This is a genomic window from Streptomyces changanensis (assembly GCF_024600715.1).
GTDB classification, from domain to species: Bacteria; Actinomycetota; Actinomycetes; order Streptomycetales; family Streptomycetaceae; genus Streptomyces; species Streptomyces changanensis.
In genome coordinates this window covers 769,144-792,749 of sequence record NZ_CP102332.1, presented here as the reverse complement: position 1 = coordinate 792,749, position 23,606 = coordinate 769,144, and the positions used below count along the sequence as shown (strand labels likewise).

Sequence of the window (23,606 nt, the reverse complement as noted above, 5' to 3'; positions counted from 1 at the left end):
CGTGGCCCGCGGCGGCCGCCCCCCCCGCGCCGCCCCACGGCACCCGACGCGCCGCCCCCGCGGAGCCCATCCGTGCCCAGGGTGCCGGGTGGCCGGGGGCGGGGGGAGCCGCGACCGTCCCGGCACGGAGCCACGCGCGACCACACGGACCACGCGACCACACGGACCATGCGGGAGCGCGCGGTACCGCGAGCGGGCCGGGGGGCGGGTCGCTGTGCGGGCGTCCTGACGCGCCGCCAATTGTCAGTGGGGGCCGGTTTACTGGAGTCATGACCACGGCCCGACACCTGGCGACCATCGACCTGTTGCGCAGCCGCCCCTTCCCCGGGCAGCGCGGGCGGTCGGACGCGGGCGGCAGCGGCCCCGGCTACCACGTCGCCGAGCTCGCCACGAGCGAGGACTTCTGGGAGGACCCCGGCCGCGCCGAGGAGGTGGCGGAGCAGTACGAGGCGGAGCGCGACGCCCTCGCGGCGTGTCTGAGCGAGCGGTGGGGGGAGCCGCAGGTGTTCGCCCTCTGGTCGGTGTTCCTGCGGGGTGCGCGGGGCGAGGAGCTCCCCGAGCCGTGGGGCGGGCTCGCCGCCCACGTCCCCGACGTCCACCTGTGGCGGGCGGACGGCCGTTGGATAGCACTCGGCGTCTCGCAGTGGGACCGGGAGCTGCCCTACCAGCTGCTCGCCGTCGTCACCGAGACCGATCCGCCGTAGCGGCGACGCGCAGCCGGGCGAACTCCTCCGCCATCGTCGCCGCCGTCCAATGCGCGTTGAGACCGCTGGGGTTGGGCAGCGCCCAGATCCGGGTGTCACCGATCGTCCGCTCCTGCGGTCCGATCACCGCCTTCGGCTCCCCGAAGGCGGTGCGGTAGGCGGTGATGCCGACGACCGCCAGCCAGCGCGGACTCAGCTCCTCCACCTTGGCGGTCAGGGTCCGGCCGCCCTCGCGGAACTCCTCCGCCGTCAACTCGTCCGCGCGGGCCGTCGCCCGCGCCACGACGTTGGTGATGCCCAGCCCGTACGCCAGGAGTTCGCGCTCCTCGGCCGGCACCAGCCGGCGCGGCGTGAACCCCGACAGGTGGAGCACGGGCCAGAAGCGGTTGCCGGGGCGGGCGAAGTGGTGGCCCGTCGCCGCCGACATCAGCCCCGGGTTGATGCCGCAGAAGAGCACGGACAGACCGCCCGCCACCACGTCGGGGACGACGCGGTCACGGGCGGCCTGGAGTTCCTCAGGTGTCATACGGGTCGTGTGCCCCGTGTCAGAGGATCGCACCGGGGACGTAACCGGCGGCCTCCGGGTGCCGCTTGGCGATCTCCTCGATCCGGGCGACCACCGCGCCGACCTGGTCGGCGGCGGCGCCCGTGAACGACAGCTTGTCCGCCATCGCCGCGTCCAGCTGCGCGCGGTCCAGCGGGATGCGGTCGTCGGCGGCGAGCTTGTCGAGCAGTTCGTTGCGCTCGGCGCCCTGCTCGCGCATGGCCAGCGCCGACGCGACGGCGTTCTCCTTGATGGCCTCGTGCGCCACCTCGCGGCCCACGCCGGCGCGCACCGACGCCATCAGCACCTTGGTGGTGGCGAGGAACGGCAGGTACCGGTCCAGCTCGCGGGCGACGACCGCGGGGAAGGCGCCGAACTCGTCGAGCACGGTCAGGAACGTCTCCAGCAGCCCGTCGAGCGCGAAGAACGCGTCGGGCAGCGCGACCCGGCGCACCACCGAGCAGGAGACGTCACCCTCGTTCCACTGGTCGCCCGCCAGCTCGCCGGTCATCGACGCGTAACCGCGCAGGATGACCATGAGGCCGTTGACGCGCTCGCAGGAGCGGGTGTTCATCTTGTGCGGCATGGCGGAGGAACCGACCTGGCCGGGCTTGAAGCCCTCGGTGACCAGCTCGTGCCCGGCCATCAGCCGGATCGTCTTCGCCAGCGACGACGGGGCGGCCGCCAGCTGCACCAGCGCGGTGACGACCTCGTAGTCCAGCGAACGCGGGTAGACCTGGCCGACCGAGGTGAAGGCGTGGGCGAAGCCCAGGTGCCCGGCGATCCGCTGCTCCAGCTCCGCCAGCTTCGACGCGTCGCCGCCGAGCAGGTCGAGCATGTCCTGCGCGGTGCCGACCGGCCCCTTGATGCCGCGCAGCGGGTAGCGGCCCAGCAGCTCCTCCAGCCGCGCGTACGCGGTGAGCAGCTCGTCCGCCGCGGTCGCGAAGCGCTTGCCGAGGGTCGTGGCCTGCGCGGCGACGTTGTGCGAGCGGCCCGCCATGACCAGCTCGCCGTGCTCGCCGGCCAGCTTGCCGAGCCGGGCGAGGACCGCCACCGTGCGGTCGCGCACGAGCTCCAGGGAGAGCCGGACCTGGAGCTGCTCGACGTTCTCCGTCAGGTCGCGGGACGTCATGCCCTTGTGGACCTGCTCGTGGCCCGCGAGGTCGTTGAACTCCTCGATGCGGGCCTTCACGTCGTGCCGCGTCACCTTCTCCCGCTCGGCGATCGACGCGAGGTCGACCTGGTCGAGGACGCGCTCGTAGTCGGCGAGGGCGGCGTCCGGCACCTCGATCCCGAGGTCCTTCTGGGCACGCAGCACGGCGAGCCACAGCCGGCGCTCCAGCTTCACCTTCTGCTCGGGGGACCAGAGGACGGCGAGCTCGGCGGAGGCGTAGCGGCCGGCGAGGACATTGGGGATGCGAGGCTTTGCAGTCACGTGGACGGATTCTACTGGCGGTTCGTGCAGGTCGGCGCGGCGGCCCGGCTCGTGCCTTGCTACGAGACGCACGCCACCCTCGCGCGCGCACCCCCTGCCCGCACCCCGTGGCCGTACATCCCGCCCCGCCTCTCCGGCACGCACCCGTCCGCCGCGGTCACCTGGCCCGCCGCCGCGACCGCCGCCGCTGCCGCCGGGCGGCCCTACGCCGTCGGTTCCTCGAACGGCAGCAGGTCCGGGCGCTTCGCGGGCCGGCCGTCACCGGAGGAGCGGCCCGTCAGCCGCCGGCCGATCCACGGGCCGAGGTGCTGCCGCGCGAAACGCAGGTCCGCACGCCGGCGGTCCGCCCACGGGCCCGGCAGGTCCGGCGGCAGTGGTGCCCGCCAGTCCTCCGCGGCGTCGAGGCCGAGCGCCTGCCACACCGCCTCGGCGACCCGGCGGTGGCCCTCCGCCGTCAGGTGCAACCGGTCCACGTCCCACATCCGCGGGTCGCCCATCACGTACGCGCCGTACAGGTCCACCACCAGCGCGTCGTGCCGCGCGGCCAGGTCGTCGACGTGCCGGAACAGCTCCTCCATGCGCGGGCGGAACCGCTCCATCACCGGGCCGCGGCGGCCCGGGCTGCGCATCAGGACCAGCTGCTTGCACGCCGGCGCGAGCCGCTCGACCGCCTCCTCCAGCAGCCCCCGCACGCGCCCCATGTCGCACTTCGGGCGCAGGGTGTCGTTCAGCCCGCCGACGAGGGTGATCACGTCGGCGCCCGACGCGGCCGCCGGCCCCACCTGCTCGGCGACGATCTGGCCGATCAGCTTCCCGCGGACCGCCAGGTTCGCGTAGCGGAACCCGGGCGTGCGGGCGGCGAGCCGGGCCGCGAGGAGGTCCGCCCACCCCCGGTAGGAGCCGTCGGGCAGCAGGTCCGACATGCCCTCGGTGAAGCTGTCGCCCACCGCGACGAAACTCGTGTACGTAGCATTCATCTCCATGGCGGAGCGATCGTACCGTCCGGACGGTGTGGCGTCTCAGGCGGTCGGTCCGCCCACCAGCTCGCGCAGCACGTCCTCCATGGTGACCAGCCCCGCGAGCCGGCCGTCGTCGTCGAGGACGGCGGCCAGGTGCGTACGGCTGCGGCGCATCGCCGTCAGCACGTCGTCGAGCGGGGTCGCGGCCCGGACCCGGGCGATCGGCCGCATCGCCGCCACCGGGAAGGGCAGGTCACGGGAGGCGACGTCCAGCGCGTCCTTGACGTGCAGGTAGCCCAGGATGCGGCGGGTGGCGTCCACCACCGGGAAGCGGGAGAAGCCGGTCCGCGCGGCCAGCCCCTCCACCTCCTCCGGCGTGGCGCCCAGCTGCACGTAGACGACCCGCTCCAACGGCATGACCACGTCCCGCACCGGGCGCCTGCCCAGTTCCAGCGCGTCGTGCAGCCGCTCGGCGGCACGGTCGTCCAGCAGGCCCGCGTCTCCCGCGTCGGTCACCATGCGGGCCAGCTCGTCGTCCGAGAACGTCGCCCCGACCTCGTCCTTCGGCTCCACCCGCATCAGCCGCAGCAGCGCGTTGGCGGACGCGTTCACCGTGAAGATCACCGGGCGCAGCGCGCGCGCCACCGCCACCAGGGGCGGGCCGAGGAGCAGCGCCGTGCGCACCGGTTCGGCGAGGGCGACGTTCTTCGGCACCATCTCGCCCAGCAGCATGTGGAGGTACGTGGCGACCGACAGGGCGATCACGAAGGAGATCGGGTGCACGAGGCCGTGCGGCACGCCCACCGCCTCGAACAACGGCTCCAGCAGGTGCGCGATGGCCGGTTCGGCGACGATGCCGAGGACCAGCGTGGAGAGCGTGATGCCGAGCTGCGCCGCCGCCAGCAGCGCCGACACGTGCTCCAGCCCCCACAGGACGCTGCGCGCCCGACGGTCACCGGCCTCCGCCTGCGGCTCGATCTGGCTGCGGCGCACGGAGATGAGGGCGAACTCGGCCCCCACGAAGAAGGCGTTCAGGACCAGGGTGAGCAGTCCCACCAGCAACTGGACGACGATCACCGTCCCGCCCTCCCCCCGGTGCGGCCGGTGGACCGCGCGCCACCTCGGCGGCCGCCGTCCCCGCCCTCCCCGTCGTCCCGGCCGCCTCCACCGTCCCGGCGGGTCTCGTCGTCCCCGGCGTCCCCGGCGTCCCCGGCGGCCTCTGCGGCCGGGGCGTGCAGCAGTACGCGCGCCGCCCGGCGCCCCGAGGCGTCGACCACGTCCAGCAGCCACCCGGCGACCTCGACGGTGTCGCCGACCTCCGGGATGCGGCCGAGCTCCGTGGCGACCAGTCCGGCGAGCGTCTCGTAGGGGCCTTCCGGCGCGTTCAGTCCCAGGGAGCGCAGCTGGTCGGTGCGGACGGCGCCGTCGGCGGACCACAGCGCGCGCCCGTCGGCGTCGTCCCCCGCCCGCAGCAGGTCGGGCGTCTCGTGCGGATCGTGCTCGTCGCGCACCTCGCCGACGACCTCCTCCACGATGTCCTCCATCGTCACCACGCCCGCCGTGCCGCCGTACTCGTCGATGACCACGGCCATCGTGGCCCTGCCGTACATGCGATCGAGCAGCCGGTCCACGGTGAGGCTCTCCGGCACCAGCACCGGCTCCCGCAGCAGCTCCACCACCGGCGTCCGGTGGCGCCGGCCGGCGGGCACGGCCAGGACGTCCTTGATGTGGGCCGTGCCGATGACGGTGTCCAGGACGCCCCGGTACACGGGGAAACGGGACAGACCGGTCGCCCGGGTCGCGTTGGCGACGTCCTCGGCCGTCGCCCGCGCCTCCAGGGCGATGACCTGCACGCGGGGCGTCATGACGTTCTCGGCGGTGAGTTCCGCGAGGTTCAGCGTACGGACGAACAGCTCGGCGGTGTCCGGCTCCAGCGCGCCCTCGCGCGCCGAGTGACGGGCCAGGGCGACCAGCTCCTGAGGGCTGCGGGCCGACGCCAGCTCCTCCGCCGGCTCCATGCCCAGCCGGCGCACGATGCGGTTCGCGGTGTTGTTCAGGTGACTGATCAGCGGCTTGAAGGCGGCGCTGAAGATCCGCTGCGGGGTGCCCACCACCTTGGCGACCCCGAGCGGGAAGGAGATGGCCCAGTTCTTCGGCACGAGCTCGCCGACGACCATCAGGACGACCGTCGACAGGGCCGTGCCGATGACCAGTGCCAGCGACGAGGCGACCGACGGGGACACGCCCAGGTCGCGGAGCGGGCCGCTGATCAGGCGGGCCACGGACGGCTCGGCGAGCATGCCGACGACCAGGTTGGTCACCGTGATGCCCAGCTGGGCGCCGGACAGCTGGAAGGTCAGCGACCGTACGGCCCGCAGTGCCCCGGCGGCGCCGCGCTCACCGCGCTCCACCGCCTCCTCCAACGCGCCCCGCTCCACCGTCGTGAGCGAGAACTCCGCCGCGACGAACGCCCCGCACGCGAGCGCGAGCAGCAGCGCCAGGAGCAGCAGCAGCACTTCCGTCATCGGTTCACCTCCGTCCCATGATCGCCCAGAGGGCGGATCTCCGCGATGCCGGCTACGACCACTGGGAGCGTCGCCCGTGCGCGCACGTTCACACACCTTCCGCGTGTCGGGGCGGGGCGGGGCGTGCGCGCGGCGTGGGCGGTCGCGCGCGGTGGCCCCGGCGCCGGTCAGGGGGCGAGCGGCTTGACCCACCGGCTCCACTCCGGCTGCGGCGCGTATCCGGCCGCCCGCCAGGCGTGGTGGGCCGTGTCGTTGCGGTCCAGCACCATGGCGTCGGAGCGGCGGCCGCCCAGCCGGGCGAAGCGCTCCTCGGCGGCGGCGAGCAGCGCCGTCCCGACGCCCCGCCGCCGGAGCGCCGGGCGGACGGCGAGCCGGTACAGGTGGCACCGCCAGCCGTCGAACCCGGCGATGACGGTGCCCGCGAGCACGCTGTCGGCGTCCTCGGCGAGCAGCAGTGCCTCCGGGTCGCGGGCGACGAGCCGCTCGACGCCCTCCCGGTCGTCGCTGATGCTCGTGCCCTCGGCGGCCGTCTTCCAGAAGGCCAGCACGGCGTCCAGGTCGGCGGGGGTCGCGGGGCGCACCCGCAGACCACCGATGCCGCCCCTGCCGCCCGCGCTGCCCGTGCCGCCTGCGTCGCCTGCGTCGGCCCAGGCGGCGTCCGTGCCGGTCCGGTCGGGTGTGGGAGGGGGCGGGGGAGTGTCGTTCGTCCGGAGATCGCTCACGCGGGACATCCCACCACCGCCCATCCCGCCGGGGCGACGGGATTTCCGCCTCCGAGGCGCGGAAGCGGCCCGGTCTCGTCGGGGCGCCCGCCTTCCCCTTGCCGGTGCTAGCGTCATTGCGCTAGCGTGATGGGGTGGCGAAGACTCAGCTGAACGTACGGGTGGACGAGGCGACGGCCGAGGCCGCCCGCCGCAGGGCGCAGCAGCGGGGGGTCAGTGTGAACCGGTACATCGAGGAGCTCGTCCAGCGCGACGTGGGCGAGACGGGCCGCACCTTCGTGGACGCGGCGGCCGACTTCATGAAGCAGTACGAGTCGGTGTTCGCCGAGGAGTTCCGCGGCGACCCGGCGCTCGGGCCCGCACCCCGGCCGGAGGGGGGTCGGTGAGGGCGTCCGCGCACGCATGAACCTCTCCATCGACCTCGCCTGGCTGCTGATGGTCGCCGAGCAGAAGGCCCCCAACGACCCCCAGGTCGTCGACTGGGGCGCCCTCGTGGCCGCCGTCGGCCGGCACGACGCGGAGATCTTCGGCATACCCGTGTACGACGACCCGCATGTCCGGGCCGCCGCCCTCCTCCAACTACTGCTGCACGTCCCGGCGTTGGAGCACTCCAACGCACTGTTCGCGTCGGCGGTCGCGTACGGCTACCTCGTCGCGTCGGGGCTGCGCGTGACGACCTCGCCGGAACGGGTCAGGGACCTGGCGCGGCTCGTCAAGGGCAGGGGCGCGGACATCCGCGACATCGCGGCCGAACTGGAACGCTGGACCCTCTGACCGGCCGGCCGCTGAGTACGCGCGGCCCGACGGCTGAGTACGCCACCGGATGTCCCCGGCCCCGCCCGGCCGGTCGAATGGGCCCATGACCCGCGCACCCGCCCGCCGCCCCGCACCGGGACAGCTCGTCGCGCTCGGCACGGCCCTTGCCGGAGCGCTCCTGCCGCTCGCACTCGGCGTCCTGTTCGCCAAGGCGATGGCCGCCGACCCGATGACCCCGGTCAACGCCCTCATCACCAACGGCGGCCGCGCCCACGTCACCCCGGCGCAGCTGCGCGGCCACGGGCGTGGCCGGCTCAGGCGCCGCCGCCCGACGCGTACGGCCGGCGCGCGACACCCAGCACGCACGGTGACGACGGCAGCGGAACACCCCGGTCCGGCAGGCGGAGCCGCCGGAACGCGACGATCTCGAATCCTGCCGCGGCGATCGCGTCCAGCGGGTCCCGCGCCGTGTGACAGCCACCGAACAGACGCGGCCACACCGTGAGGTCGAGGCCGCGCTGCACCACCGGAGCCACCCGGCCCCGCGCCCGCCCGTGTTCGAGGAAGCGCAGCTCACCCCCGGGCTTGAGGACCCGCCACACCTCGGCCAGCGACCGCCGCACGTCCCGCACGCTGCACAGCACCAGCGACGCCACCGCCGCGTCGAACGCCTCGCTCCGCACCGGCAGCGCCTCCGCCGCCCCGGGCACCACGTCCACCGGCACGCCGGCGCGCAGCCCCGCCTCGACGGCGAGCCGCCGCAGCACCCGCTCCGGCTCGACCGCGACGACCTCGGAGACGGCGGCGGGGTAGTGCGGGAAGTTCAGCCCGTTGCCGGCGCCGATCTCGACGACCCGGCCGGACAACCCGTCCAGCAACTCCCGGCGCAGCGGCCCCACGCCGGCCCCGGTCTCGGCCCGCACGCTGAGGCGGGCGTAGAAGCGGGCGAACCACGGGTGGTGCACGGCGTCCCGACCTGCCTCGGCCCTGCTCTCGGTCATCACGGTTCCTCCTCCGGCAGCGTGTCCGCCCGCGCCCGGGACCACCCGTTCGACGCCCGGGGGGAGTCCGGGACGCCCGGCGGGAGGGGCGCGCACAGCGATCGTTACCCGACCCGACCCGACCCGACCCGACCCGACCCGGCCCGACCCGATCGGCCCCGACCTGCCCCGACCCGACCCGATCGGCCCCGACCCGACCGGACCTGTCCCGATCGACCCGACCGGACCCGGCCCCGGCACCGCCCGGGCTCCCCGCACGCGCGAGGAGCCCGTCAGTCGCCCACGAAACAGAACTCGTTGCCCTCGGGATCGCGCAGGACCTGGAAGCACCCCTGCTCGTCCCGGACGAGCCCGCCGACCCGCTCGGCGCCTCGCGCCACCGCGGCGTCGGCGGCCCCGGCCACGTCCCTCGCGTCCAGGTCGAGGTGGAGCCGGTTCTTCACCGCCTTGCCCTCCGGCACCCGCTGGAACGCCACCCGCACGAACCCCGGCGGATCGACGTACGACCAGTCCGCCGCCCGGTCCACCGGTTCCCCGCCGAGCAGCCCGGCCCAGAACCTCACCTGCGCGGCCGGGTCCGCGCAGTCGAAGACGATCTCGTTCACAGTCACGCGCATACCGGCCAGCGTAGGCGCCCCACGCCCTCCGCGGGGCGCCTACGACCGTCCGTCAGGCGTGCGCCGCCCGGGCGAACGCCGCCGCGTCCCAGTCGCCGCCCAGCGCCGGGGCCAGCCACGTCGGCGCGGCCGCGCGGAAGGCCGCGGGTGCCAGCGCCCCGGCGCCCTGGGGGACCACGCCCAGCAGCGGGGCGCCCGCCGAGGCCGGCAGGTCGGCCAGGTTGCACCGCTCGGCCAGACCGGGCACCTGGGGCCAACTGCCCACCACCACCCCCGCCTGGGTGATGCCCCGCGCCCGCAGCGCCTCCCCGGTCAGCGCCGCGAGGTTCAGCGTGCCGAGCCCGGCGGCGGCCACGACCAGCACGGGCGCGCCCAGCAGCCGCGCCGCGTCCGCCAGCGTGGCGCCCTCCCCGTCGTACCGCACCAGCAGGCCGCCCGCGCCCTCGACGAGCACCAGGTCGTGCCCGGCGGCGAGCTCCTCGGCGGCGGCGGCCACCGCGGCGGGGCGCACCGCCGCCATGCCGGCGCGCCGGGCCGCGGTCTCCGGTGCCAGCGGCTCGGGGAACCGGGCCAGTTCCCGGCCCGTCACCCCGTCCCCGGCCAGCCGTACGACCTCGTCAGCGTCGCCCGGCTCACCCGGCGCGACACCCGTCTGGGCGGGCTTCAGCACGGCCACCGAACGGCCGGCCGCCCGCGCCACCGCGGCGACGGCGGCCGTCACGACCGTCTTGCCGATCTCCGTACCGGTACCGCTCACCACCAGGACCGACATGTCACCCCTCCCTCGCGGCGGCGACCACCGCGCCGCAGATCCGTGCCACGTCCGCGTCGCCCGTGACGTACGGCGGCATCACGTACACCAGGTCGCGGAAGGGGCGCAGCCACACACCCTCCCGCACGGCCGCGGCGGTGGCCGCGGCCACGTCCACCGGGTGGTCCAGCTGGACCACGCCGATCGCCCCGAGCACCCGCACGTCCCGGACGCCCGGCACCTCCCGCGCGGGGGCGAGGCCCTCGACGAGCCCCGCCTCGATCCGTTTGACCTCCTGCGCCCAGTCCTGGCCCAGCAGCAGGTCGATCGAGGCGCACGCCACCGCCGAGGCCAGCGGGTTGCCCATGAACGTCGGGCCGTGCGCGAGCACCGGCACGTCGCCGCGCGAGATCCCGTCCGCCACTCGCGGGGTACACAGGGTGGCCGCCATGGAGAGGTACCCGCCGGTCAGCGCCTTGCCCAGGCACATCACGTCCGGCGTGACCCCCGCGTGCTCGGCCGCGAACAGCCGGCCCGTGCGGCCGAAGCCCGTCGCGATCTCGTCGAACACCAGCAGCACGTCGTGCGCGTCGCACGCCTCGCGCAGGTCCCGCAGGTAGTCGGGGGAGTGGAAGCGCATCCCGCCCGCGCCCTGCACCACCGGCTCGACGATCACCGCGGCCAGTTCGTCCGCGTGCCGGGCGATCAGGGCGCGCAGCTCCCTCGCGTACCCCTCCTCGTACGCGACCGGGGGCGGCGGGGCGAAGACCTGCCGCTGCAGGACCCCGGACCACAGGTCGTGCATCCCGCCCTCGGGGTCGCAGACCGACATCGGCTGCCAGGTGTCCCCGTGGTAGCCGCCCCGCCAGGTCAGCAGCCGCCGCTTGGCCGGGCGGCCGGTCGACCGCCAGTACTGGAGGCACATCTTCACGGCGACCTCGACGGAGACCGAGCCCGAGTCGCTGAGGAAGACGTGCCGCAGCGGCTCGGGGGTGATCTCCACCAGGCGGGCGGCAAGGCGGACGGCCGGCTCGTGTGTGAGCCCGCCGAACATCACGTGGCTCATCCGGTCGAGCTGGCCGCGCACCGCCTCGTTGAGCACCGGGTGGTTGTAGCCGTGCACCGCCGACCACCAGGACGACATGCCGTCGACCAGCTCCGACCGTCCCTGCGCCGGTTCGGCGAGCCGCAGCCGCACCCCGGACGCCGACTCCACCACGAGCGGGTCGGCGCGGCCGGGCATGGGGCCGTACGGGTGCCAGACGTGCTCCCGGTCCAGGGCGAGCAGCTCGCCCGGGGTGTGGCGGGGCTCAGGCATTGGGCGCGAGGTCGGTGCCGGCGCCGCGGCGGCGCACCGCCACCAGGTCGGGGCGCGCCGCCGTCACGGCGCCCTCCCCGCCGTCCCCGACGGTCGGGGCGGTACCGCCGGTCGGCCCGTCCCCGGTGGCCGGGGCGGTCGCCGTGGTCGCGGGACCCGCGGCCGTGGACCCGCACACGCCGCCGCCGGCGTCGTCCGAGCCGCAGCCGCCGCCCGTACCGCAGCCCCGCGCCGCCGCGTCCGCGCGGTGCTCCGGCAGCGTCGTCGTCTCCGCGCCCTCCACCTCGAAGCCCGCGTCGGCGATCATCTCCAGGTCCGAGGCGCCGGCCTGGCCCTCGCTGGTCAGGTAGTCGCCGAGGAAGATGGAGTTGGCCAGGTGCAGGGCGAGCGGCTGGAGTGTGCGCAGGTGCACCTCCCGCCCCCCGGCGAGCCGGACCTCGACGTCCGGGCAGACGAAGCGGACCATCGCCAGGATGCGCAGCGCCCGCTGCGGGGTGAGGTTCCACTCCTTGGCCAGCGGCGTCCCCTCGAAGGGGATGAGGAAGTTCACCGGCACCGAGTCCGGATCCAGCGCGCGCAGCGCGAAGACCACGTCGACCAGGTCCTCGTCGCTCTCGCCCATGCCGGCGATCAGGCCCGAGCAGGCCGACAGGCCCGCGGCGTGGGCCTTCTGCACCGTGTCGACCCGGTCCGCGTAGGTGTGGGTCGTCGTGATCTCGCCGTACGTGCCCTCGGAGGTGTTGAGGTTGTGGTTGTAGGCGTCGGCGCCCGCCGACCGCAGCCGCTCCGCCTGACCGTCGGAGAGGAGGCCGAGGCACGCGCAGACCTCGACGTCCTCGTTCTCCTCCTTGATGGCCTCGATCGTCTTCGACACCCGGTCCACGTCCCGGTCCGTCGGCCCCCGACCGCTGGCGACGAGGCAGACCCGCTTGGCGCCGCCCGCGATGCCCGCGGCGGCGGCCTTCGACGCCTCCTCCGGCTTCAGCCAGGTGTACTTGAGGATGTCCGCCTTCGACCCGAGCCGCTGCGAGCAGTACGAGCAGTCCTCGGGGCACAGCCCGGACTTCAGGTTGACCAGGTAGTTGAGCTTCACCCGCCGCCCGAACCAGTGGCGCCGCACCTTCCCGGCCGCGGCCACCACGTCCAGCAGCTCGTCGTCGGAGGTCGCCAGCACGGCGAGCGCCTCTCCACGGGTCGGCAGCTCCCGCCGCAGCCCCTTGTCCACCAGCGTGTTCAACAGGTCCATGGCGCTGATCCTGGCCTACGGCACACCCCGCGGCCAAGGAGGAAGCCGACAACGGAGCCGGTCTGGGGTGTGTGGATGACCACACTCTGACCACGACCGTTCTTCGTTAGGGTCTGTGCGCTGCCTACAAAGGGGACCCACTCATGCCGATGGACGTGCCCGGTGACGCCGCCGAGCCCCAGGCCCCGTTCGACTGGACCGGCGCCGAGGCGCGCCGCCGGGCCGACGCCGGCCTCGTCCGCACGCTGCGCCCCCGTCCCGCCGAGGCGGAGGCCCTGGACCTCGCGGGCAACGACTACCTCGGGCTGACCCGCCATCCGGACGTCACCGGGGCCGCCGCCGGGGCCGCCCGCCGCTGGGGCGCCGGCGCGACCGGCTCCCGCCTCGTCACCGGTTCGACCGAGCTGCACGCCACCCTGGAACGGGAGCTCGCCGCCTTCTGCGGCTTCGAGGCGGCGCTGGTCTTCTCGTCCGGGTACGCCGCCAACCTCGCCGCGCTCACCGCGCTCACCGCGCGCGGGTCACTCGTCGTCTCCGACGCCGGCAACCACGCGTCGATCGTCGACGGCTGCCGGCTCTCCCGTGCCGACACCGAGGTCGTGCCGCACGCCGACCCCGACGCCGTGCGCAAGACCCTGGCCGCCCACCCCGGGCGGCGGGCGCTCGTGGTCAGTGACTCCGTGTTCTCCGTCGACGGCGACGCGGCCCCGCTCGCCGCGCTCGCCGCCGCCTGCAGGTCACACGGCGCGGCCCTCGTCGTGGACGACGCCCACGGCCTCGGCGTCCTCGGCGAGGGCGGACGCGGCGCCCCGCACGCCGCGGGCCTGGCGGGCGCGCCCGACGTGGTCGCCACGGCCACCCTCTCCAAGTCCCTGGGCAGCCAGGGCGGCGCCGTCCTCGGCCCGGCCCGGGTCGTCGACCACCTGGTGAACGCCGCCCGGACCTTCATCTTCGACACCGGGCTCGCCCCGGCGGCGGCCGGCGCCGCCCTGGCGAGCCTGCGCCTGCTGCGCGGCCGGCCCGAGCTGGCCGACCGGGTCCGCGCGGTGGCGGCGGCGCTCCACGGGCGGCTCACCGCCGCGGGCCTGTCGGCGGTACGGCCGGACGCCGCGGTGGTGTCGGTACGGGCACCCTCGGCGGCTGAGGCCGTGCGCTGGGCCGCGGACTGCCGTGCCGAGGGGCTGGCGGTCGGCTGCTTCCGGCCCCCGTCCGTACCGGACGGGGTGTCCCGGCTGCGGCTCACGGCCCGGGCGGACCTGACGGAGGAGCAGATCGCGTGGGCGGTGGCCACGGTGGTGCGTACCGCCCCGCCCACCGCGGCGCACCTCGGCTGACCGGCTGTCAACCGGGCGTGGACCCGCCGGTCTGCCCGGCGAATCCGCTCTCCCGTCGCAGGGTTCACCGCATCGAGCGACAGATATCTCCCTATCCCGGTGGATCCCTCCCCCCGCGGCGACAGGAGTGGCAGTCTGGCGCGAAGCGCAATCCGAGGCCGGTCTGACCTGAAATCCACGACATGTCGGAGTCGGGCCCCGGTGGGGAAAGGGACAGCGTCGCCATGGCAGACCACCAAGAAGCGTCCGTCACTCTGCCGAGCGATCCCGCCTCGGTCTCCGAGGCGCGGAGGTACGTGTCCGACGTGCTCACCGAGTGGGGGCTCCCCGACGACGCCGACGCCGCGGACACCGTCCGGCTGATCGTCTCCGAACTGGCCACCAACGCCGTGCAGCACACGTTCGGCCAGTCGCCCACCTTCACCGTCGACCTCAGGCTCGACCGTGACGAGCGGCTGCGCATCGGCGTGACGGACAGCCACCCGCGCTGGCCGCAGCGGCTCCCCGCGGCCGTCCAGCAGGACAACGGCCGCGGCATGGTCATCATCCGCTGGCTGACCGCCGAGTGCGGGGGCCGTATGTCGGTGACGCCGACCGACGAGGGCGGCAAGACGGTGTGGATCGCCCTGCCCTGGACGGCGCCGGTCCAGGGCTGACCCGAGCGCACCCGGCTCCCGACGGAGGGCCCAGGCCGGGGAGGACCTCCGCCGCGTGAGGCTCGGAGCCGGCGCAAGGGGCCCGCGACGGGAAGGCCCCGGCAGGCGGGTGCCGGCCCTGCCGTCCGCGGCCCCCGGCGCCGCGGCCCGCGGTACGGGGACGCCGGCCCGGCCGCCGCCGGGCCCCCGCACCGCGGATCACGTGGCACCCGCGCCGTGGCGTGCCGTCAGCGCACGCGTCCGTAGGAGACCGATCCCGTCCAGATCCGGTCGAGCTTCACCCACGAACCGGACTTGGGGGAGTGCCAGATCTTGTTCTTCCCGGCGTAGATGCCGACGTGGTACACGCCGCCGCGGCCGTGGAAGAAGACCAGGTCGCCCTTGCGCCGCTCCGAACGTCCGACGCGGCGCGTCTTGTTGTACTGGGCCTGCGCGGTGCGGGGCAGCTTCTTCCCGGCGCGCTTGTACGAGTAGAGCGTCAGCCCCGAGCAGTCGAAGCGGTGCGGGCCGATCGCGCCCCACTGGTACGGGGCGCCCCGCTTGGACGCGGCGACGTTCAGCGCCTTGCCGGCGGCGGCCGGAGCGGCGTGCGCGTCCGGCACCGCGCCGGGCGCGAGCATCGTGCCGCCGACCGCGGCCAGGGTGAGGGCCGACAGCGCCCGGGTGATCCGGACGGGCATCGAGTGGGTGGGGGAGGAAGCCGGGGAGGACAGCCCGACCGGAGCGGGTGCGGTGTCGGAGGGCTGGACCGGGACCTGATTCTGCGCGGACAATGCAGTACCCTTCGTCAACCCGCCTGTGAAGGATTGCCTGTCGGGTTCGGACAGGACGAAGATGCCCGGCCGCTGACGCGGCTTCACCCCAAGGGGGGACCGGTATCCGCACCGCGTGCGGTGGCCTCCCCGTACTGCTCGGGTCCTCCACTCCTGCCGATCCACTGGTGTCGACCAGGCGTCCGGACGGCGGCAGGACTCGGCGTCCGTCCGGACCGCCCCGCCGGGGTGGCGGGGGCTTGTCGTCGAGACGGATCTTTCCCGCCGGACCCCGGATTCCCGAGGTCCGACGAGCCTGTGTGAGCCTCGTCACGACTGATCCGAACGGGTGGACACGGCCCGTTCCGCGCCCGCCGGCGGCGCGTTGCCGACCCCCGCACCTGCGGTGGAGGGCCCGCGGGCCGAGCGCCACGTACACGCGGTCCGCAACTCGTCCGGGACGAAGTTCCCCCCTTTGCCTCAGCCGAACGGCCGAGGGGTCTTCCTCCGTGTGGGTCCGAAACCGGTCAGCCGCAACGATCGTGAGGCAGCGTCACGCGTTCGGTGCGCCGCTCACCGTCCAGCGCACGCAGCGCACGCGCCAGGGTCCGGGCGTGCACCTCGGCCTCGCCCCTGCCGTGCATCAGGGTCAGCGCCGCGCGCAGCGCTTCCGCCTCTGCGACCAGTGCCTGGGCGGCCCGCAGCGCGCCGTAGGTGTGCGTGGCCCGGGCGGGGTTGAGCCGTCCCAGCCGGTCGACGACATCGAGGTAGGCGTCCACGTAGGCGCCTTCGGCGCGGGTGAGCGCGGGCAGGGGCGGGGGCTCCGGAGGGCGCACGGTCAGCTCCGGCGGCCGGGGACGACGTCGTCCACCAGTCCGTGCGCCCGTGCGCCGGTCGCGTCGAGCACCAGGTCCCGGTCGAGGTCCGCCTCGACGAGGTCGCGGTCGCGGCCGGTGTGCCGGACCAGCAGCCCGGTGAAGAACTCGCGCTGCCGCAGCACCTCGTGGGCGTGGACCTCCAGGTCCGAGGGGCGGCCCCGCAGCGGCTCGTCGAGCGCCGGCTGCCGCAGGACGACCCGGGCACCCGGGAGCGCCGCGCGCTTGCCCGGCGCACCGGCGGCGAGCAGCAGCGCGGCCGTGGACGCGGCCTGACCGACGCAGGTGGTGGCCACGTCGCAGGCGATGACCTGCATGGCGTCGTAGACCGCGGTCATCGCGTCGAACGGGCCGCCGGGGGAGTTGATGTAGAGCGAGACGTCCTGGTCCGGGGCGGCGTACTCCAGATGGACGAGCTGGGCGATCACGTCGTTGGCCGTGGTGGCGTCGAGCGGCGTGCCGATCAGGACGATCCGCCCCTCGAGGAGCTTCGCGTACGGGTCGAGCGTGCGGGTCCCCCAGGCGGTCCGCTCGGTGAACTCGGGGAGCACGTGGCGCGAGGTCGGGTCCATGGGCGTCTCCATCGCTGGAAAATGTACAGGACGTACAGAAGGTTAGAATGGGAGCATGACCTACGAGATTCCGGTGACGCAAGCGCGGGCGGAGCTCGCCGACCTGATCAACCGCGTCGTCTACGGCGGTGAGCGGGTCGTCGTGACCCGCCACGGCAAGCCCCTCGTCGCGCTCGTCTCCGCCGCTGACCTCGAACGACTGGAGGCGGACCGGGACTCCGCGCCGGAGTCGGTCGCCGGCTCGGTGGTGGAGCTCGGGAACGCGCCGTCCGCTCCCCGCGAACACCGTCGCTTCGGCATCGCCGCGGAGCACCGGCCCCACGGCGGCTGACGGGCTCACTGCCGCGCACACACGAAGGCCGCGCGCCCCCGCCCGGTGGGCAGGGGGCGCGCGGCCGTCCACGCGTGGGGTCAGCCGACGGGTGCCGGCTCCGGCGTGGTCGCGCCGGGCGCCGGGCGCCCGTCCGGCCCGGCCGGGGCGCGGCGCGCGCCCAGGAGGACCAGCGCCAGCCCGAGCAGCGCCCACACGACCAGGGTGATCAGCGGCGCCGCGGCCGCCGCCCCGTCGAAGAACGCCACGGAGCGCAGCAGGGACGCCCCCGCCCCCGGCGGCAGCAGCTGACCCAGGGTCCCCACCGGCTCGGGCAGCATCTCCGGCGCGCTCGTCACCCCGGAGAAGGGGTTGCCCAGCAGCACCATCAGGACGGCGCCGACCCCGATCCCGGGCGGGCCGATCAGCGCCGCGAACCCGGCCACCGCGGCGCCCGTGGCGAGGACGGTCAGTCCGAGCACGCCGGCCTCGGCGAGCCAGGGTCCGTCGACCGTGCCGAGCCAGCTGTCGGTGATCGCGGCCGCCACCAGGCCCACCAGGGCCGAGGCCCCGACGAGGGCGGTCGCCGCCCGCCGGCCGCGCAGGCCCAGCAGTGTCACCACGGCGCCGGCGGCGAGACCGGCCAGGGCGAGCGGGAGGATGCTCGCGATCATGCCGCTGCCGCGCGGGTCGCCGCTCGGGGAGGGCACCACGTCGGTGACCTTCACCCGGCCGTCCGGGCTCTGCGCCGCGGCCGCCTGCTGGATCAGCTGCGCCGCGGCGGGGCCCGCGGCCGAGGCCACGAGGACCTCCGGGCCGGCGGGGCCGGCGACCACCGCGCCGTACACGGAGCGGTCCTCGATCGCCGCGCGGGCGGCGTCGGCGTCGGCGTAGCGGTGCAGCTCGAATCCGCCGCCCCCCTGCCGGATGCCCTTCTCCAGTTGGGTGACGGCGGTCTCCGGGCCGGCCACGCCGACGGGGAGGTCGCGGGGGGCGACGCGGGCGGCGGGCCAGACGAACGCCCAGACGGCGAGCGCGGCGAACACCGGGACGAGCACCATCGCCGCGATCATGCGGCGCTGGGGCGTGGCGGACATGGGGTGCCTCCGGGGCGAGTGCCAGGGAAAAAGAAGGATCGTTCGTTTTACTGTCCTCAATCTCCCGCCGAGGGGGCCTTCTTGTCAAGAATGAACGTTCGTTTTATCCTTTTGATCATGGCTCGTGTATCCCAGGAACACCTCGACGCCCGGCGCCGCCAGATCCTCAACGGCGCCGCGCGCTGCTTCGCGCGCAACGGCTTCCACGCCACGTCGATGCAGGACGTGCTCCGTGAGGCCGACCTGTCCGCCGGAGCCGTCTACCGGTACTTCCGCGGCAAGGAGCAGCTCATCGAGGCCATCGTCACCGAGGTGCTCGACGCGATCCGCGACACCTTCGAGTCGGCCGCGGCCCAGACCCCGCCACCTCCGCCCGACGTCCTCGTCGGCCGGGTCATGACGGAGGTCCTCACCGAGCGCTCCGGTCTGCCGTACGAAGGAGAGGAGAGCCTGCCCCGCCTCATGATCCAGGTGTGGACCGAGACCCTGCGCAACGACCGGCTCTCCGCCACCATGCGGCAGGGGTACTCCCGCGTCCACGAGGCGTGGGTCGGCGTGGTCGAGGCCTACCAGGCGTCCGGGCTCATGCGCGACGACGTGCCCGCCGAGCACGTGGCCCGCACGCTGATCGCCGCGGCCCAGGGGTTCGCCGCCCAGCAGGCCCTCTTCGGCGCGGCCCCCGTGTCGGTGCTCCAGGACGGGCTGCGGGGGCTGATGTCCATGGGCCGGCAAAAGGCTGGTTAACGCGTCGGAAAGACTTCTGCGAGAGATGGAAATAAATCCCTGTCACAGTCGTCCCCGCAGGTCAACAAGGTGTTGAAGCCGGATAGTGTCCCGCTGCGCCCGGGACGCCGCCGGGCGGGAACTGTGAGGTGGAGCCGTGCGACTGACCCCCCATGAACAGGAGCGCCTGCTCCTCCACGTGGCCGCCGACGTGGCCGCGAAGCGCCGGGCCCGAGGCGTACGCCTCAACCACCCCGAGGCCGTCGCGCTGATCACCACGCACGTCCTGGAGGGCGCCCGGGACGGCCGTACCGTCTCCGAACTCATGGCGTCCGGCCGGAAGGTCCTCAGCCGCGACGACGTCATGGACGGCATCGCCGAGATGATCCGCGACGTGCAGGTCGAGGCGACCTTCCCGGACGGCACCAAGCTCGTCACCGTCCACGACCCCATCGTCTGAAGGGGCCGCCGTGACACCCGGAGAGATCCTGTACGCGGACGAGCCCGTCGCCGTCAACGAGGGCCGCCCCGTCACCCGCCTCACCGTGCTGAACGCCGCCGACCGCCCGGTCCAGGTGGGTTCCCACTACCACTTCGCCGAGGCCAATCCCGGACTGCGCTTCGACCGCGCCGCCGCGCACGGCCTGCGGCTCCACGTCCCCGCCGGCACGGCCGTCCGCTTCGAACCCGGCGTCCCCGTCGACGTCGACCTCGTCCCCCTCGCCGGCGCGCGGATCGTCCCCGGGCTGCGCGGCGCGACCGGAGGTGCCCTCGATGGCTGACCCCCGTCCCCTCCTGCTCGACCGCGCCGTCCACGCCGACCTCTACGGCCCCACGACCGGCGACCGCGTCCGCCTCGCCGACACCGACCTCCTCGTCGAGATCGAGGAGGACCGCTGCGGCGGCCCCGGCCGCGCCGGGGACGAGGCCGTCTTCGGCGGCGGCAAGGTCATCCGCGAGTCCATGGGACAGTCCCGCCTCACCCGCGCCGAGGGCGCGCCCGACACCGTCATCACCGGCGCCGTCGTCCTCGACCACTGGGGCGTCGTCAAGGCCGACGTCGGTATCCGCGACGGCCGCGTCACCGGCATCGGCAAGGCCGGCAACCCCGACATCATGGACGGCGTCCACCCCGACCTGGTCATCGGCCCCGAGACGGAGATCATCGCCGGCAACGGCAGGATCCTCACCGCCGGGGCCGTCGACGCCCACGTCCACTTCATCTCACCCACCCTCGTGCACCAGGCCCTCGCCTCCGGGATCACCACCCTCGTCGGCGGAGGCACCGGACCCGCCGAGGGCAGCAAGGCCACCACCGTCACCCCCGGCCCCTGGCACCTCGCCCGCATGCTGGAGGCCCTGGACGGCTTCCCCGTCAACATCGGCCTCCTCGGCAAGGGCAACACCCTCTCCCGTGAGGCGCTCCACTCCCAACTGCGCGCCGGAGCCCTCGGATTCAAGATCCACGAGGACTGGGGCGCCACCCCCGCCGCCATCGACGCATGCCTGGGCGTGTGCGAGGAGACCGGCGCCCAACTGGCCATCCACACCGACACCCTCAACGAGGCCGGCTTCGTCGGCGACACCCTCGCCGCCATCGCCGGGCGCACGATCCACGCGTACCACACCGAGGGTGCGGGCGGCGGCCACGCCCCGGACATCATCACCGTCGTCTCCGAGCCGTACGTCCTGCCCAGCTCCACCAACCCGACCCGCCCGCACACCGTCAACACCGTCGAGGAGCACCTCGACATGCTGATGGTCTGCCACCACCTCAACCCGGCCGTCCCCGAGGACCTCGCCTTCGCCGAGTCCCGGATCCGGCCCACCACCATCGCCGCCGAGGACGTCCTGCACGACCTCGGCGCCCTCTCGATCATCTCGTCCGACTCCCAGGCCATGGGCCGCATCGGCGAGGTCGTCACCCGGACCTGGCAGACCGCGCACGTCATGAAGCGCCGCCGCGGCGCCCTCCCCGGCGACGGCCGGGCCGACAACCACCGCGCCCGCCGCTACGTCGCGAAGTACACGATCAACCCGGCCGTCGCGCAGGGCATCGACCACGAGACCGGCTCCGTCGAGACGGGCAAGCTCGCCGACCTCGTCCTGTGGGAACCGGCCTTCTTCGGCGTCAAGCCGCTGCTCGTCCTCAAGGGCGGCCAGATCGCCTACGCCCAGATGGGCGACGCCAACGCCTCCATCCCCACCCCCCAGCCCGTCCTGCCCCGCCCCATGTTCGGCGCCCACGGCCGCGCGCCCGCCGCGAACTCCGTCAACTTCGTCGCACCCGCCGCCCTGGAGGACGGACTGCCCGACCGGCTCGGCCTCGGCAAGCGGTTCGCCGCCATCACCAGCACCCGCGGCGTCACCAAGGCGGACATGCGTGAGAACGCCACCACGCCCCGCGTCGAGGTCGACCCCGACACCTTCACCGTCACCATCGACGGCGACCCCGTCGAACCCGCCCCCGCCACGGAACTCCCCATGGCCCAGCGCTACTTCCTCTTCTGAAGCGGGCGTACGCCATGAGCCGATCCGCACTCCTCGTCCTCGCCGACGGGCGGTTCCCCGCGGGCGGGCACGCCCACTCCGGCGGCGCCGAGGCCGCCGTCAAGGCCGGCCGCCTGCGCGACGCCGCCGACCTGGAGCACTTCTGCCGGGGCCGTCTGCACACCACGGGCCTCACCACGGCCGGCCTCGCCGCCGCGGCGGCCCTCGGGCACGACGCCGCCGCGCTGGACGCGGCCGCCGACGCCCGCACCCCCTCACCGGCCCTCCGGGCCGCGGCGCGGCGCCTCGGACGGCAACTCCTGCGCGCCGCCCGCGCCGCCTGGCCCGACCCCGGACTCGACGCGCTGGCCCGCGACTTCCCCCGCGGCGCCCACCAGCCCGTCGTCCTCGGCACCGCCGCCCGCGCCGCCGGACTCGGACCCGAGGACGCCGCGCACTGCGCCGCGTACGAGACGGTCAGCGGACCGGCCACCGCCGCCGTGCGGCTGCTCGGCCTCGACCCGTTCCGCGCCACCGCCGTCCTGGCCCGGCTCGCCGGGGACATGGACCGCGTGGCCGCCCGCGCCGCCGCGGCCGCGCGGGAAGGCGTCGACGCGCTCCCCGCGGCCTCCGCGCCGCTGCTCGACATCACGGCGGAGCAGCACGCGGCCTGGCCCGTACGCCTCTTCGCCTCCTGACACCCGCACACCCCCTTCGCACACACCCATCGGAGCCGCACCGTGCACCTGACCCACGCCCACGACGACACCGGCCCCGGCGGCCTCAGCGCCGACGTGACCCGTCCGGACGGCACGCGCCGGGCCCTGCGCATCGGTCTGGGGGGTCCGGTCGGGTCGGGCAAGACCGCGACGGTCGCGGCGCTGTGCCGTGCCCTGCGGGAGCAGTTGTCCCTGGCGGTGGTGACGAACGACATCTACACGCGGGAGGACGCGGAGTTCCTGTTGCGGGAGGCGGTGTTGCCGCCGGAGCGGATCGCCGCGGTGGAGACCGGTGCCTGTCCGCACACGGCGATCCGTGACGACATCTCCGCCAATCTCGAAGCGGTGGAGGACCTGGAGGACGCGGTCGGGCCGCTGGACCTGATCCTGGTGGAGTCCGGTGGGGACAACCTCACGGCGACCTTCTCCAAGGGGCTCGTCGACGCGCAGGTGTTCGTCATCGACGTGGCGGGTGGTGACGACATCCCCCGCAAGGGCGGGCCCGGCGTCACCACCGCCGACCTCCTCGTCGTCAACAAGACCGACCTGGCCCCCTACGTCGGCTCCGATCTCGACCGGATGGCCCGCGACGCCCGTGAACAGCGCGGCGACCTGCCCGTCGCCTTCACCTCGCTGACCGCCGAGGACGGCGTGGCCCCGGTCGTCGACTGGGTCCGCGAGCGGCTCGCCGCGTGGACGTCGGTCCCCGCCGCGTGAGCGTCCGCGCCACCGCCCGGATCGTCGCCCGGGCGGGCGGGGCGCTCCCCGTCCTGGAGAGCGACGGCCCGCTCGCCGTACGCCGCACCCGAGCCCGGGAACCCGGCACCGCGCGGGTCACCGTCGTCGGCGCCATGAGCGCGCCCCTCGGCGGCGACCGGCTCGCCCTGGAGGCCCGCGCGGGCGACGGCGCCCACCTCACCGTCGACGCGGCGGCGGCGACGGTGTCGCTGCCCGGCCCCACCGGCGCGACCGCCCACTACGACGTGCGCCTCGCCGCCGGTGAGCGGGCCCGGCTGGTGTGGCTCCCCGAGCAGCTGATCGCCGCGAACGGCTCGTCGCTCCGGATGCGCACGACGGTCGAGCTCGCCGCGACGGCCCGGCTCGTCCTGCGCGAGGAGCAGGTGCTCGGCCGTACCGACGAGGAACCGGGCACCCTCCTCACCCGCCTCACCGTGCGCCGGGCCGGGCGACCCCTCCTCGACCAGGAGCTCGCCTGCGGCCCCGGCGCCCCCGGCGGCTGGGACGGCCCCGCCGTCCTGGCCGGGCACCGGGCGGTGGGGCAACTGCTCGTCGTCGACGGGGCGTTCGAGGCGGAACCGGTGGTACCCCGGCAGCTGGGCGCGACGGCCGTCCTCACCCCGCTGGCCGGCCCGGCCGCACTGGTCACCGCCCTGGCCGCCGACGCCCGCGCCCTGCGCCGAATCCTGGACGGGGCCCTCGCCGGGCTCACGCGCGACGACGGGTGAGCGCGTCAGCCGTCCTGTCCGCGCACGGCCTCCG

28 protein-coding genes are annotated in these 23,606 nt (G+C 74.8%); 13 read left to right on the top strand and 15 right to left on the bottom strand.

Translation table 11 applies throughout. The features are described from left to right. Positions 1-269: 269 nt before the first annotated feature. Complete coding sequence (locus NRO40_RS03415; protein WP_058941270.1) at positions 270-704, top strand: hypothetical protein; 435 nt, start codon at positions 270-272, stop codon at positions 702-704. Here the strand turns inward: NRO40_RS03415 and mug are convergent. From mug to NRO40_RS03385, 6 genes are all read right to left on the bottom strand, one after another. Next, positions 682-1,230, bottom strand: a complete 549-nt coding sequence (gene mug / locus NRO40_RS03410; RefSeq protein ID WP_058941271.1) for a G/U mismatch-specific DNA glycosylase — start codon at positions 1,228-1,230, stop codon at positions 682-684. The genes NRO40_RS03415 and mug overlap by 23 nt on opposite strands. 19 nt (positions 1,231-1,249) lie before the next feature. Further along, entirely contained in the window at positions 1,250-2,683 is a 1,434-nt protein-coding gene (gene purB / locus NRO40_RS03405; protein WP_058941272.1) for an adenylosuccinate lyase, read from the bottom strand. Positions 2,684-2,886: 203 nt separating this feature from the next. After that, the gene (locus NRO40_RS03400) at positions 2,887-3,666 is read right to left on the bottom strand and encodes an SGNH/GDSL hydrolase family protein (protein ID WP_058941273.1); all 780 of its coding nucleotides are present in this window, start codon (positions 3,664-3,666) and stop codon (positions 2,887-2,889) included. A gap of 36 nt (positions 3,667-3,702) precedes the next feature. Then, a complete protein-coding gene (locus tag NRO40_RS03395) occupies positions 3,703-4,719 on the bottom strand; it encodes a hemolysin family protein (RefSeq protein ID WP_058941274.1) in 1,017 nt (338 codons plus the stop codon). After that, on the bottom strand, positions 4,716-6,167 hold the full coding sequence (locus NRO40_RS03390) for a hemolysin family protein (RefSeq protein ID WP_058941275.1): 1,452 nt from the start codon (positions 6,165-6,167) through the stop codon (positions 4,716-4,718). Before NRO40_RS03390 ends, NRO40_RS03395 begins: the two co-directional genes overlap by 4 nt. Before the next feature lie 167 nt (positions 6,168-6,334). Then, on the bottom strand, positions 6,335-6,763 hold the full coding sequence (locus NRO40_RS03385) for a GNAT family N-acetyltransferase (RefSeq protein WP_058941303.1): 429 nt from the start codon (positions 6,761-6,763) through the stop codon (positions 6,335-6,337). 260 nt (positions 6,764-7,023) lie between these two features. Here NRO40_RS03385 and NRO40_RS03380 point away from each other — a divergent pair, with 260 nt between their 5' ends. Continuing rightward, positions 7,024-7,275 carry a toxin-antitoxin system HicB family antitoxin gene (locus NRO40_RS03380; protein WP_079046911.1) on the top strand — a complete coding sequence of 84 codons (252 nt, stop codon included), beginning with the start codon at positions 7,024-7,026 and terminating at the stop codon, positions 7,273-7,275. Between the two features lie 16 nt (positions 7,276-7,291). After that, positions 7,292-7,663: a hypothetical protein gene (locus tag NRO40_RS03375; protein WP_058941277.1), complete on the top strand. Its 372-nt coding sequence runs from the start codon at positions 7,292-7,294 to the stop codon at positions 7,661-7,663. 296 nt (positions 7,664-7,959) lie between these two features. Here the strand turns inward: NRO40_RS03375 and NRO40_RS03370 are convergent, their stop codons facing one another. The 5 genes from NRO40_RS03370 to bioB form a co-directional block, all read right to left on the bottom strand. Continuing rightward, positions 7,960-8,646 (bottom strand): class I SAM-dependent methyltransferase, encoded by a 687-nt coding sequence (locus tag NRO40_RS03370; RefSeq protein ID WP_058941278.1) that lies wholly within the window; start codon positions 8,644-8,646, stop codon positions 7,960-7,962. 272 nt (positions 8,647-8,918) lie between these two features. After that, positions 8,919-9,263, bottom strand: coding sequence for a VOC family protein (locus NRO40_RS03365; protein ID WP_058941279.1), 345 nt, complete (start codon positions 9,261-9,263; stop codon positions 8,919-8,921). Between the two features lie 52 nt (positions 9,264-9,315). Then, positions 9,316-10,035 carry a dethiobiotin synthase gene (bioD, locus tag NRO40_RS03360; RefSeq protein WP_058941280.1) on the bottom strand — a complete coding sequence of 240 codons (720 nt, stop codon included), beginning with the start codon at positions 10,033-10,035 and terminating at the stop codon, positions 9,316-9,318. 1 nt (position 10,036) lies between these two features. Beyond that, a complete protein-coding gene (locus NRO40_RS03355) occupies positions 10,037-11,332 on the bottom strand; it encodes an adenosylmethionine--8-amino-7-oxononanoate transaminase (RefSeq protein WP_058941281.1) in 1,296 nt (431 codons plus the stop codon). Further along, positions 11,325-12,578, bottom strand: coding sequence for a biotin synthase BioB (gene bioB, locus NRO40_RS03350; RefSeq protein WP_058941282.1), 1,254 nt, complete (start codon positions 12,576-12,578; stop codon positions 11,325-11,327). Before bioB ends, NRO40_RS03355 begins: the two co-directional genes overlap by 8 nt. Before the next feature lie 143 nt (positions 12,579-12,721). On the opposite strand from bioB, the gene NRO40_RS03345 reads away from it, so the two are divergent. Together NRO40_RS03345 and NRO40_RS03340 are read left to right on the top strand one after the other, a co-directional pair. Further along, positions 12,722-13,912, top strand: coding sequence for an 8-amino-7-oxononanoate synthase (locus NRO40_RS03345; protein WP_079046912.1), 1,191 nt, complete (start codon positions 12,722-12,724; stop codon positions 13,910-13,912). A 224-nt stretch (positions 13,913-14,136) separates the two neighbouring features. Next, positions 14,137-14,568: an ATP-binding protein gene (locus NRO40_RS03340; RefSeq protein WP_058941283.1), complete on the top strand. Its 432-nt coding sequence runs from the start codon at positions 14,137-14,139 to the stop codon at positions 14,566-14,568. A 227-nt stretch (positions 14,569-14,795) separates the two neighbouring features. Here the strand turns inward: NRO40_RS03340 and NRO40_RS03335 are convergent, their stop codons facing one another. The 3 genes from NRO40_RS03335 to NRO40_RS03325 all read right to left on the bottom strand — a co-directional run bounded on the left by NRO40_RS03335 (position 14,796) and on the right by NRO40_RS03325 (position 16,779). Beyond that, the gene (locus NRO40_RS03335) at positions 14,796-15,248 is read right to left on the bottom strand and encodes a C40 family peptidase (RefSeq protein ID WP_058941305.1); all 453 of its coding nucleotides are present in this window, start codon (positions 15,246-15,248) and stop codon (positions 14,796-14,798) included. Between the two features lie 599 nt (positions 15,249-15,847). Then, positions 15,848-16,156: a hypothetical protein gene (locus NRO40_RS03330; RefSeq protein WP_058941284.1), complete on the bottom strand. Its 309-nt coding sequence runs from the start codon at positions 16,154-16,156 to the stop codon at positions 15,848-15,850. Positions 16,157-16,158: 2 nt separating this feature from the next. Then, positions 16,159-16,779, bottom strand: coding sequence for an ATP-dependent Clp protease proteolytic subunit (locus tag NRO40_RS03325; protein WP_408056971.1), 621 nt, complete (start codon positions 16,777-16,779; stop codon positions 16,159-16,161). Between the two features lie 43 nt (positions 16,780-16,822). Between NRO40_RS03325 and NRO40_RS03320 the strand changes: the two genes are divergently transcribed. Next, positions 16,823-17,098: a type II toxin-antitoxin system Phd/YefM family antitoxin gene (locus NRO40_RS03320; RefSeq protein ID WP_058941286.1), complete on the top strand. Its 276-nt coding sequence runs from the start codon at positions 16,823-16,825 to the stop codon at positions 17,096-17,098. An 80-nt stretch (positions 17,099-17,178) separates the two neighbouring features. On the opposite strand, the gene NRO40_RS03315 is transcribed toward NRO40_RS03320, so the two are convergent. Further along, entirely contained in the window at positions 17,179-18,174 is a 996-nt protein-coding gene (locus NRO40_RS03315; protein WP_058941287.1) for a hypothetical protein, read from the bottom strand. 117 nt (positions 18,175-18,291) lie between these two features. On the opposite strand from NRO40_RS03315, the gene NRO40_RS03310 reads away from it, so the two are divergent. The 7 genes from NRO40_RS03310 (at position 18,292) to NRO40_RS03280 (ending at position 23,572) form a co-directional block, all read left to right on the top strand. Then, on the top strand, positions 18,292-18,918 hold the full coding sequence (locus NRO40_RS03310; protein ID WP_058941288.1) for a TetR/AcrR family transcriptional regulator: 627 nt from the start codon (positions 18,292-18,294) through the stop codon (positions 18,916-18,918). Between the two features lie 136 nt (positions 18,919-19,054). Then, complete coding sequence (locus NRO40_RS03305) at positions 19,055-19,357, top strand: urease subunit gamma (RefSeq protein WP_058941289.1); 303 nt, start codon at positions 19,055-19,057, stop codon at positions 19,355-19,357. A 10-nt stretch (positions 19,358-19,367) separates the two neighbouring features. Continuing rightward, the gene (locus tag NRO40_RS03300) at positions 19,368-19,679 is read left to right on the top strand and encodes an urease subunit beta (protein WP_058941290.1); all 312 of its coding nucleotides are present in this window, start codon (positions 19,368-19,370) and stop codon (positions 19,677-19,679) included. Then, complete coding sequence (locus NRO40_RS03295; RefSeq protein WP_058941291.1) at positions 19,672-21,408, top strand: urease subunit alpha; 1,737 nt, start codon at positions 19,672-19,674, stop codon at positions 21,406-21,408. The genes NRO40_RS03300 and NRO40_RS03295 overlap by 8 nt, the downstream gene beginning before the upstream one ends. A 14-nt stretch (positions 21,409-21,422) precedes the next feature. Next, entirely contained in the window at positions 21,423-22,085 is a 663-nt protein-coding gene (locus NRO40_RS03290) for an urease accessory protein UreF (RefSeq protein ID WP_058941292.1), read from the top strand. Positions 22,086-22,127: 42 nt separating this feature from the next. Beyond that, positions 22,128-22,823 (top strand): urease accessory protein UreG, encoded by a 696-nt coding sequence (ureG, locus tag NRO40_RS03285; RefSeq protein WP_058941293.1) that lies wholly within the window; start codon positions 22,128-22,130, stop codon positions 22,821-22,823. Beyond that, the gene (locus tag NRO40_RS03280) at positions 22,820-23,572 is read left to right on the top strand and encodes an urease accessory protein UreD (protein WP_257375559.1); all 753 of its coding nucleotides are present in this window, start codon (positions 22,820-22,822) and stop codon (positions 23,570-23,572) included. The genes ureG and NRO40_RS03280 overlap by 4 nt, the downstream gene beginning before the upstream one ends. Positions 23,573-23,606: the final 34 nt, after the last annotated feature.

Bases quoted from the DNA above. Each gene is read 5' to 3' on its own strand.
- NRO40_RS03325 (WP_408056971.1), bottom strand. From the start codon at position 16,779: ATGGAGACGCCCATGGACCCGACCTCGCGCCACGTGCTCCCCGAGTTC.
- NRO40_RS03335 (WP_058941305.1), bottom strand. From the start codon at position 15,248: ATGCCCGTCCGGATCACCCGGGCGCTGTCGGCCCTCACCCTGGCCGCG.
- NRO40_RS03310 (WP_058941288.1), top strand. From the start codon at position 18,292: ATGGCTCGTGTATCCCAGGAACACCTCGACGCCCGGCGCCGCCAGATC.
- NRO40_RS03295 (WP_058941291.1), top strand. From the start codon at position 19,672: ATGGCTGACCCCCGTCCCCTCCTGCTCGACCGCGCCGTCCACGCCGAC.
- bioB (WP_058941282.1), bottom strand. From the start codon at position 12,578: ATGGACCTGTTGAACACGCTGGTGGACAAGGGGCTGCGGCGGGAGCTG.
- mug (WP_058941271.1), bottom strand. From the start codon at position 1,230: ATGACACCTGAGGAACTCCAGGCCGCCCGTGACCGCGTCGTCCCCGAC.
- NRO40_RS03355 (WP_058941281.1), bottom strand. From the start codon at position 11,332: ATGCCTGAGCCCCGCCACACCCCGGGCGAGCTGCTCGCCCTGGACCGG.
- NRO40_RS03390 (WP_058941275.1), bottom strand. From the start codon at position 6,167: ATGACGGAAGTGCTGCTGCTGCTCCTGGCGCTGCTGCTCGCGCTCGCG.
- NRO40_RS03290 (WP_058941292.1), top strand. From the start codon at position 21,423: ATGAGCCGATCCGCACTCCTCGTCCTCGCCGACGGGCGGTTCCCCGCG.
- NRO40_RS03375 (WP_058941277.1), top strand. From the start codon at position 7,292: ATGAACCTCTCCATCGACCTCGCCTGGCTGCTGATGGTCGCCGAGCAG.
- NRO40_RS03315 (WP_058941287.1), bottom strand. From the start codon at position 18,174: ATGTCCGCCACGCCCCAGCGCCGCATGATCGCGGCGATGGTGCTCGTC.
- NRO40_RS03365 (WP_058941279.1), bottom strand. From the start codon at position 9,263: ATGCGCGTGACTGTGAACGAGATCGTCTTCGACTGCGCGGACCCGGCC.
- NRO40_RS03415 (WP_058941270.1), top strand. From the start codon at position 270: ATGACCACGGCCCGACACCTGGCGACCATCGACCTGTTGCGCAGCCGC.
- NRO40_RS03320 (WP_058941286.1), top strand. From the start codon at position 16,823: ATGACCTACGAGATTCCGGTGACGCAAGCGCGGGCGGAGCTCGCCGAC.
- NRO40_RS03345 (WP_079046912.1), top strand. From the start codon at position 12,722: ATGCCGATGGACGTGCCCGGTGACGCCGCCGAGCCCCAGGCCCCGTTC.
- bioD (WP_058941280.1), bottom strand. From the start codon at position 10,035: ATGTCGGTCCTGGTGGTGAGCGGTACCGGTACGGAGATCGGCAAGACG.
- NRO40_RS03400 (WP_058941273.1), bottom strand. From the start codon at position 3,666: ATGGAGATGAATGCTACGTACACGAGTTTCGTCGCGGTGGGCGACAGC.
- NRO40_RS03340 (WP_058941283.1), top strand. From the start codon at position 14,137: ATGGCAGACCACCAAGAAGCGTCCGTCACTCTGCCGAGCGATCCCGCC.
- NRO40_RS03370 (WP_058941278.1), bottom strand. From the start codon at position 8,646: ATGACCGAGAGCAGGGCCGAGGCAGGTCGGGACGCCGTGCACCACCCG.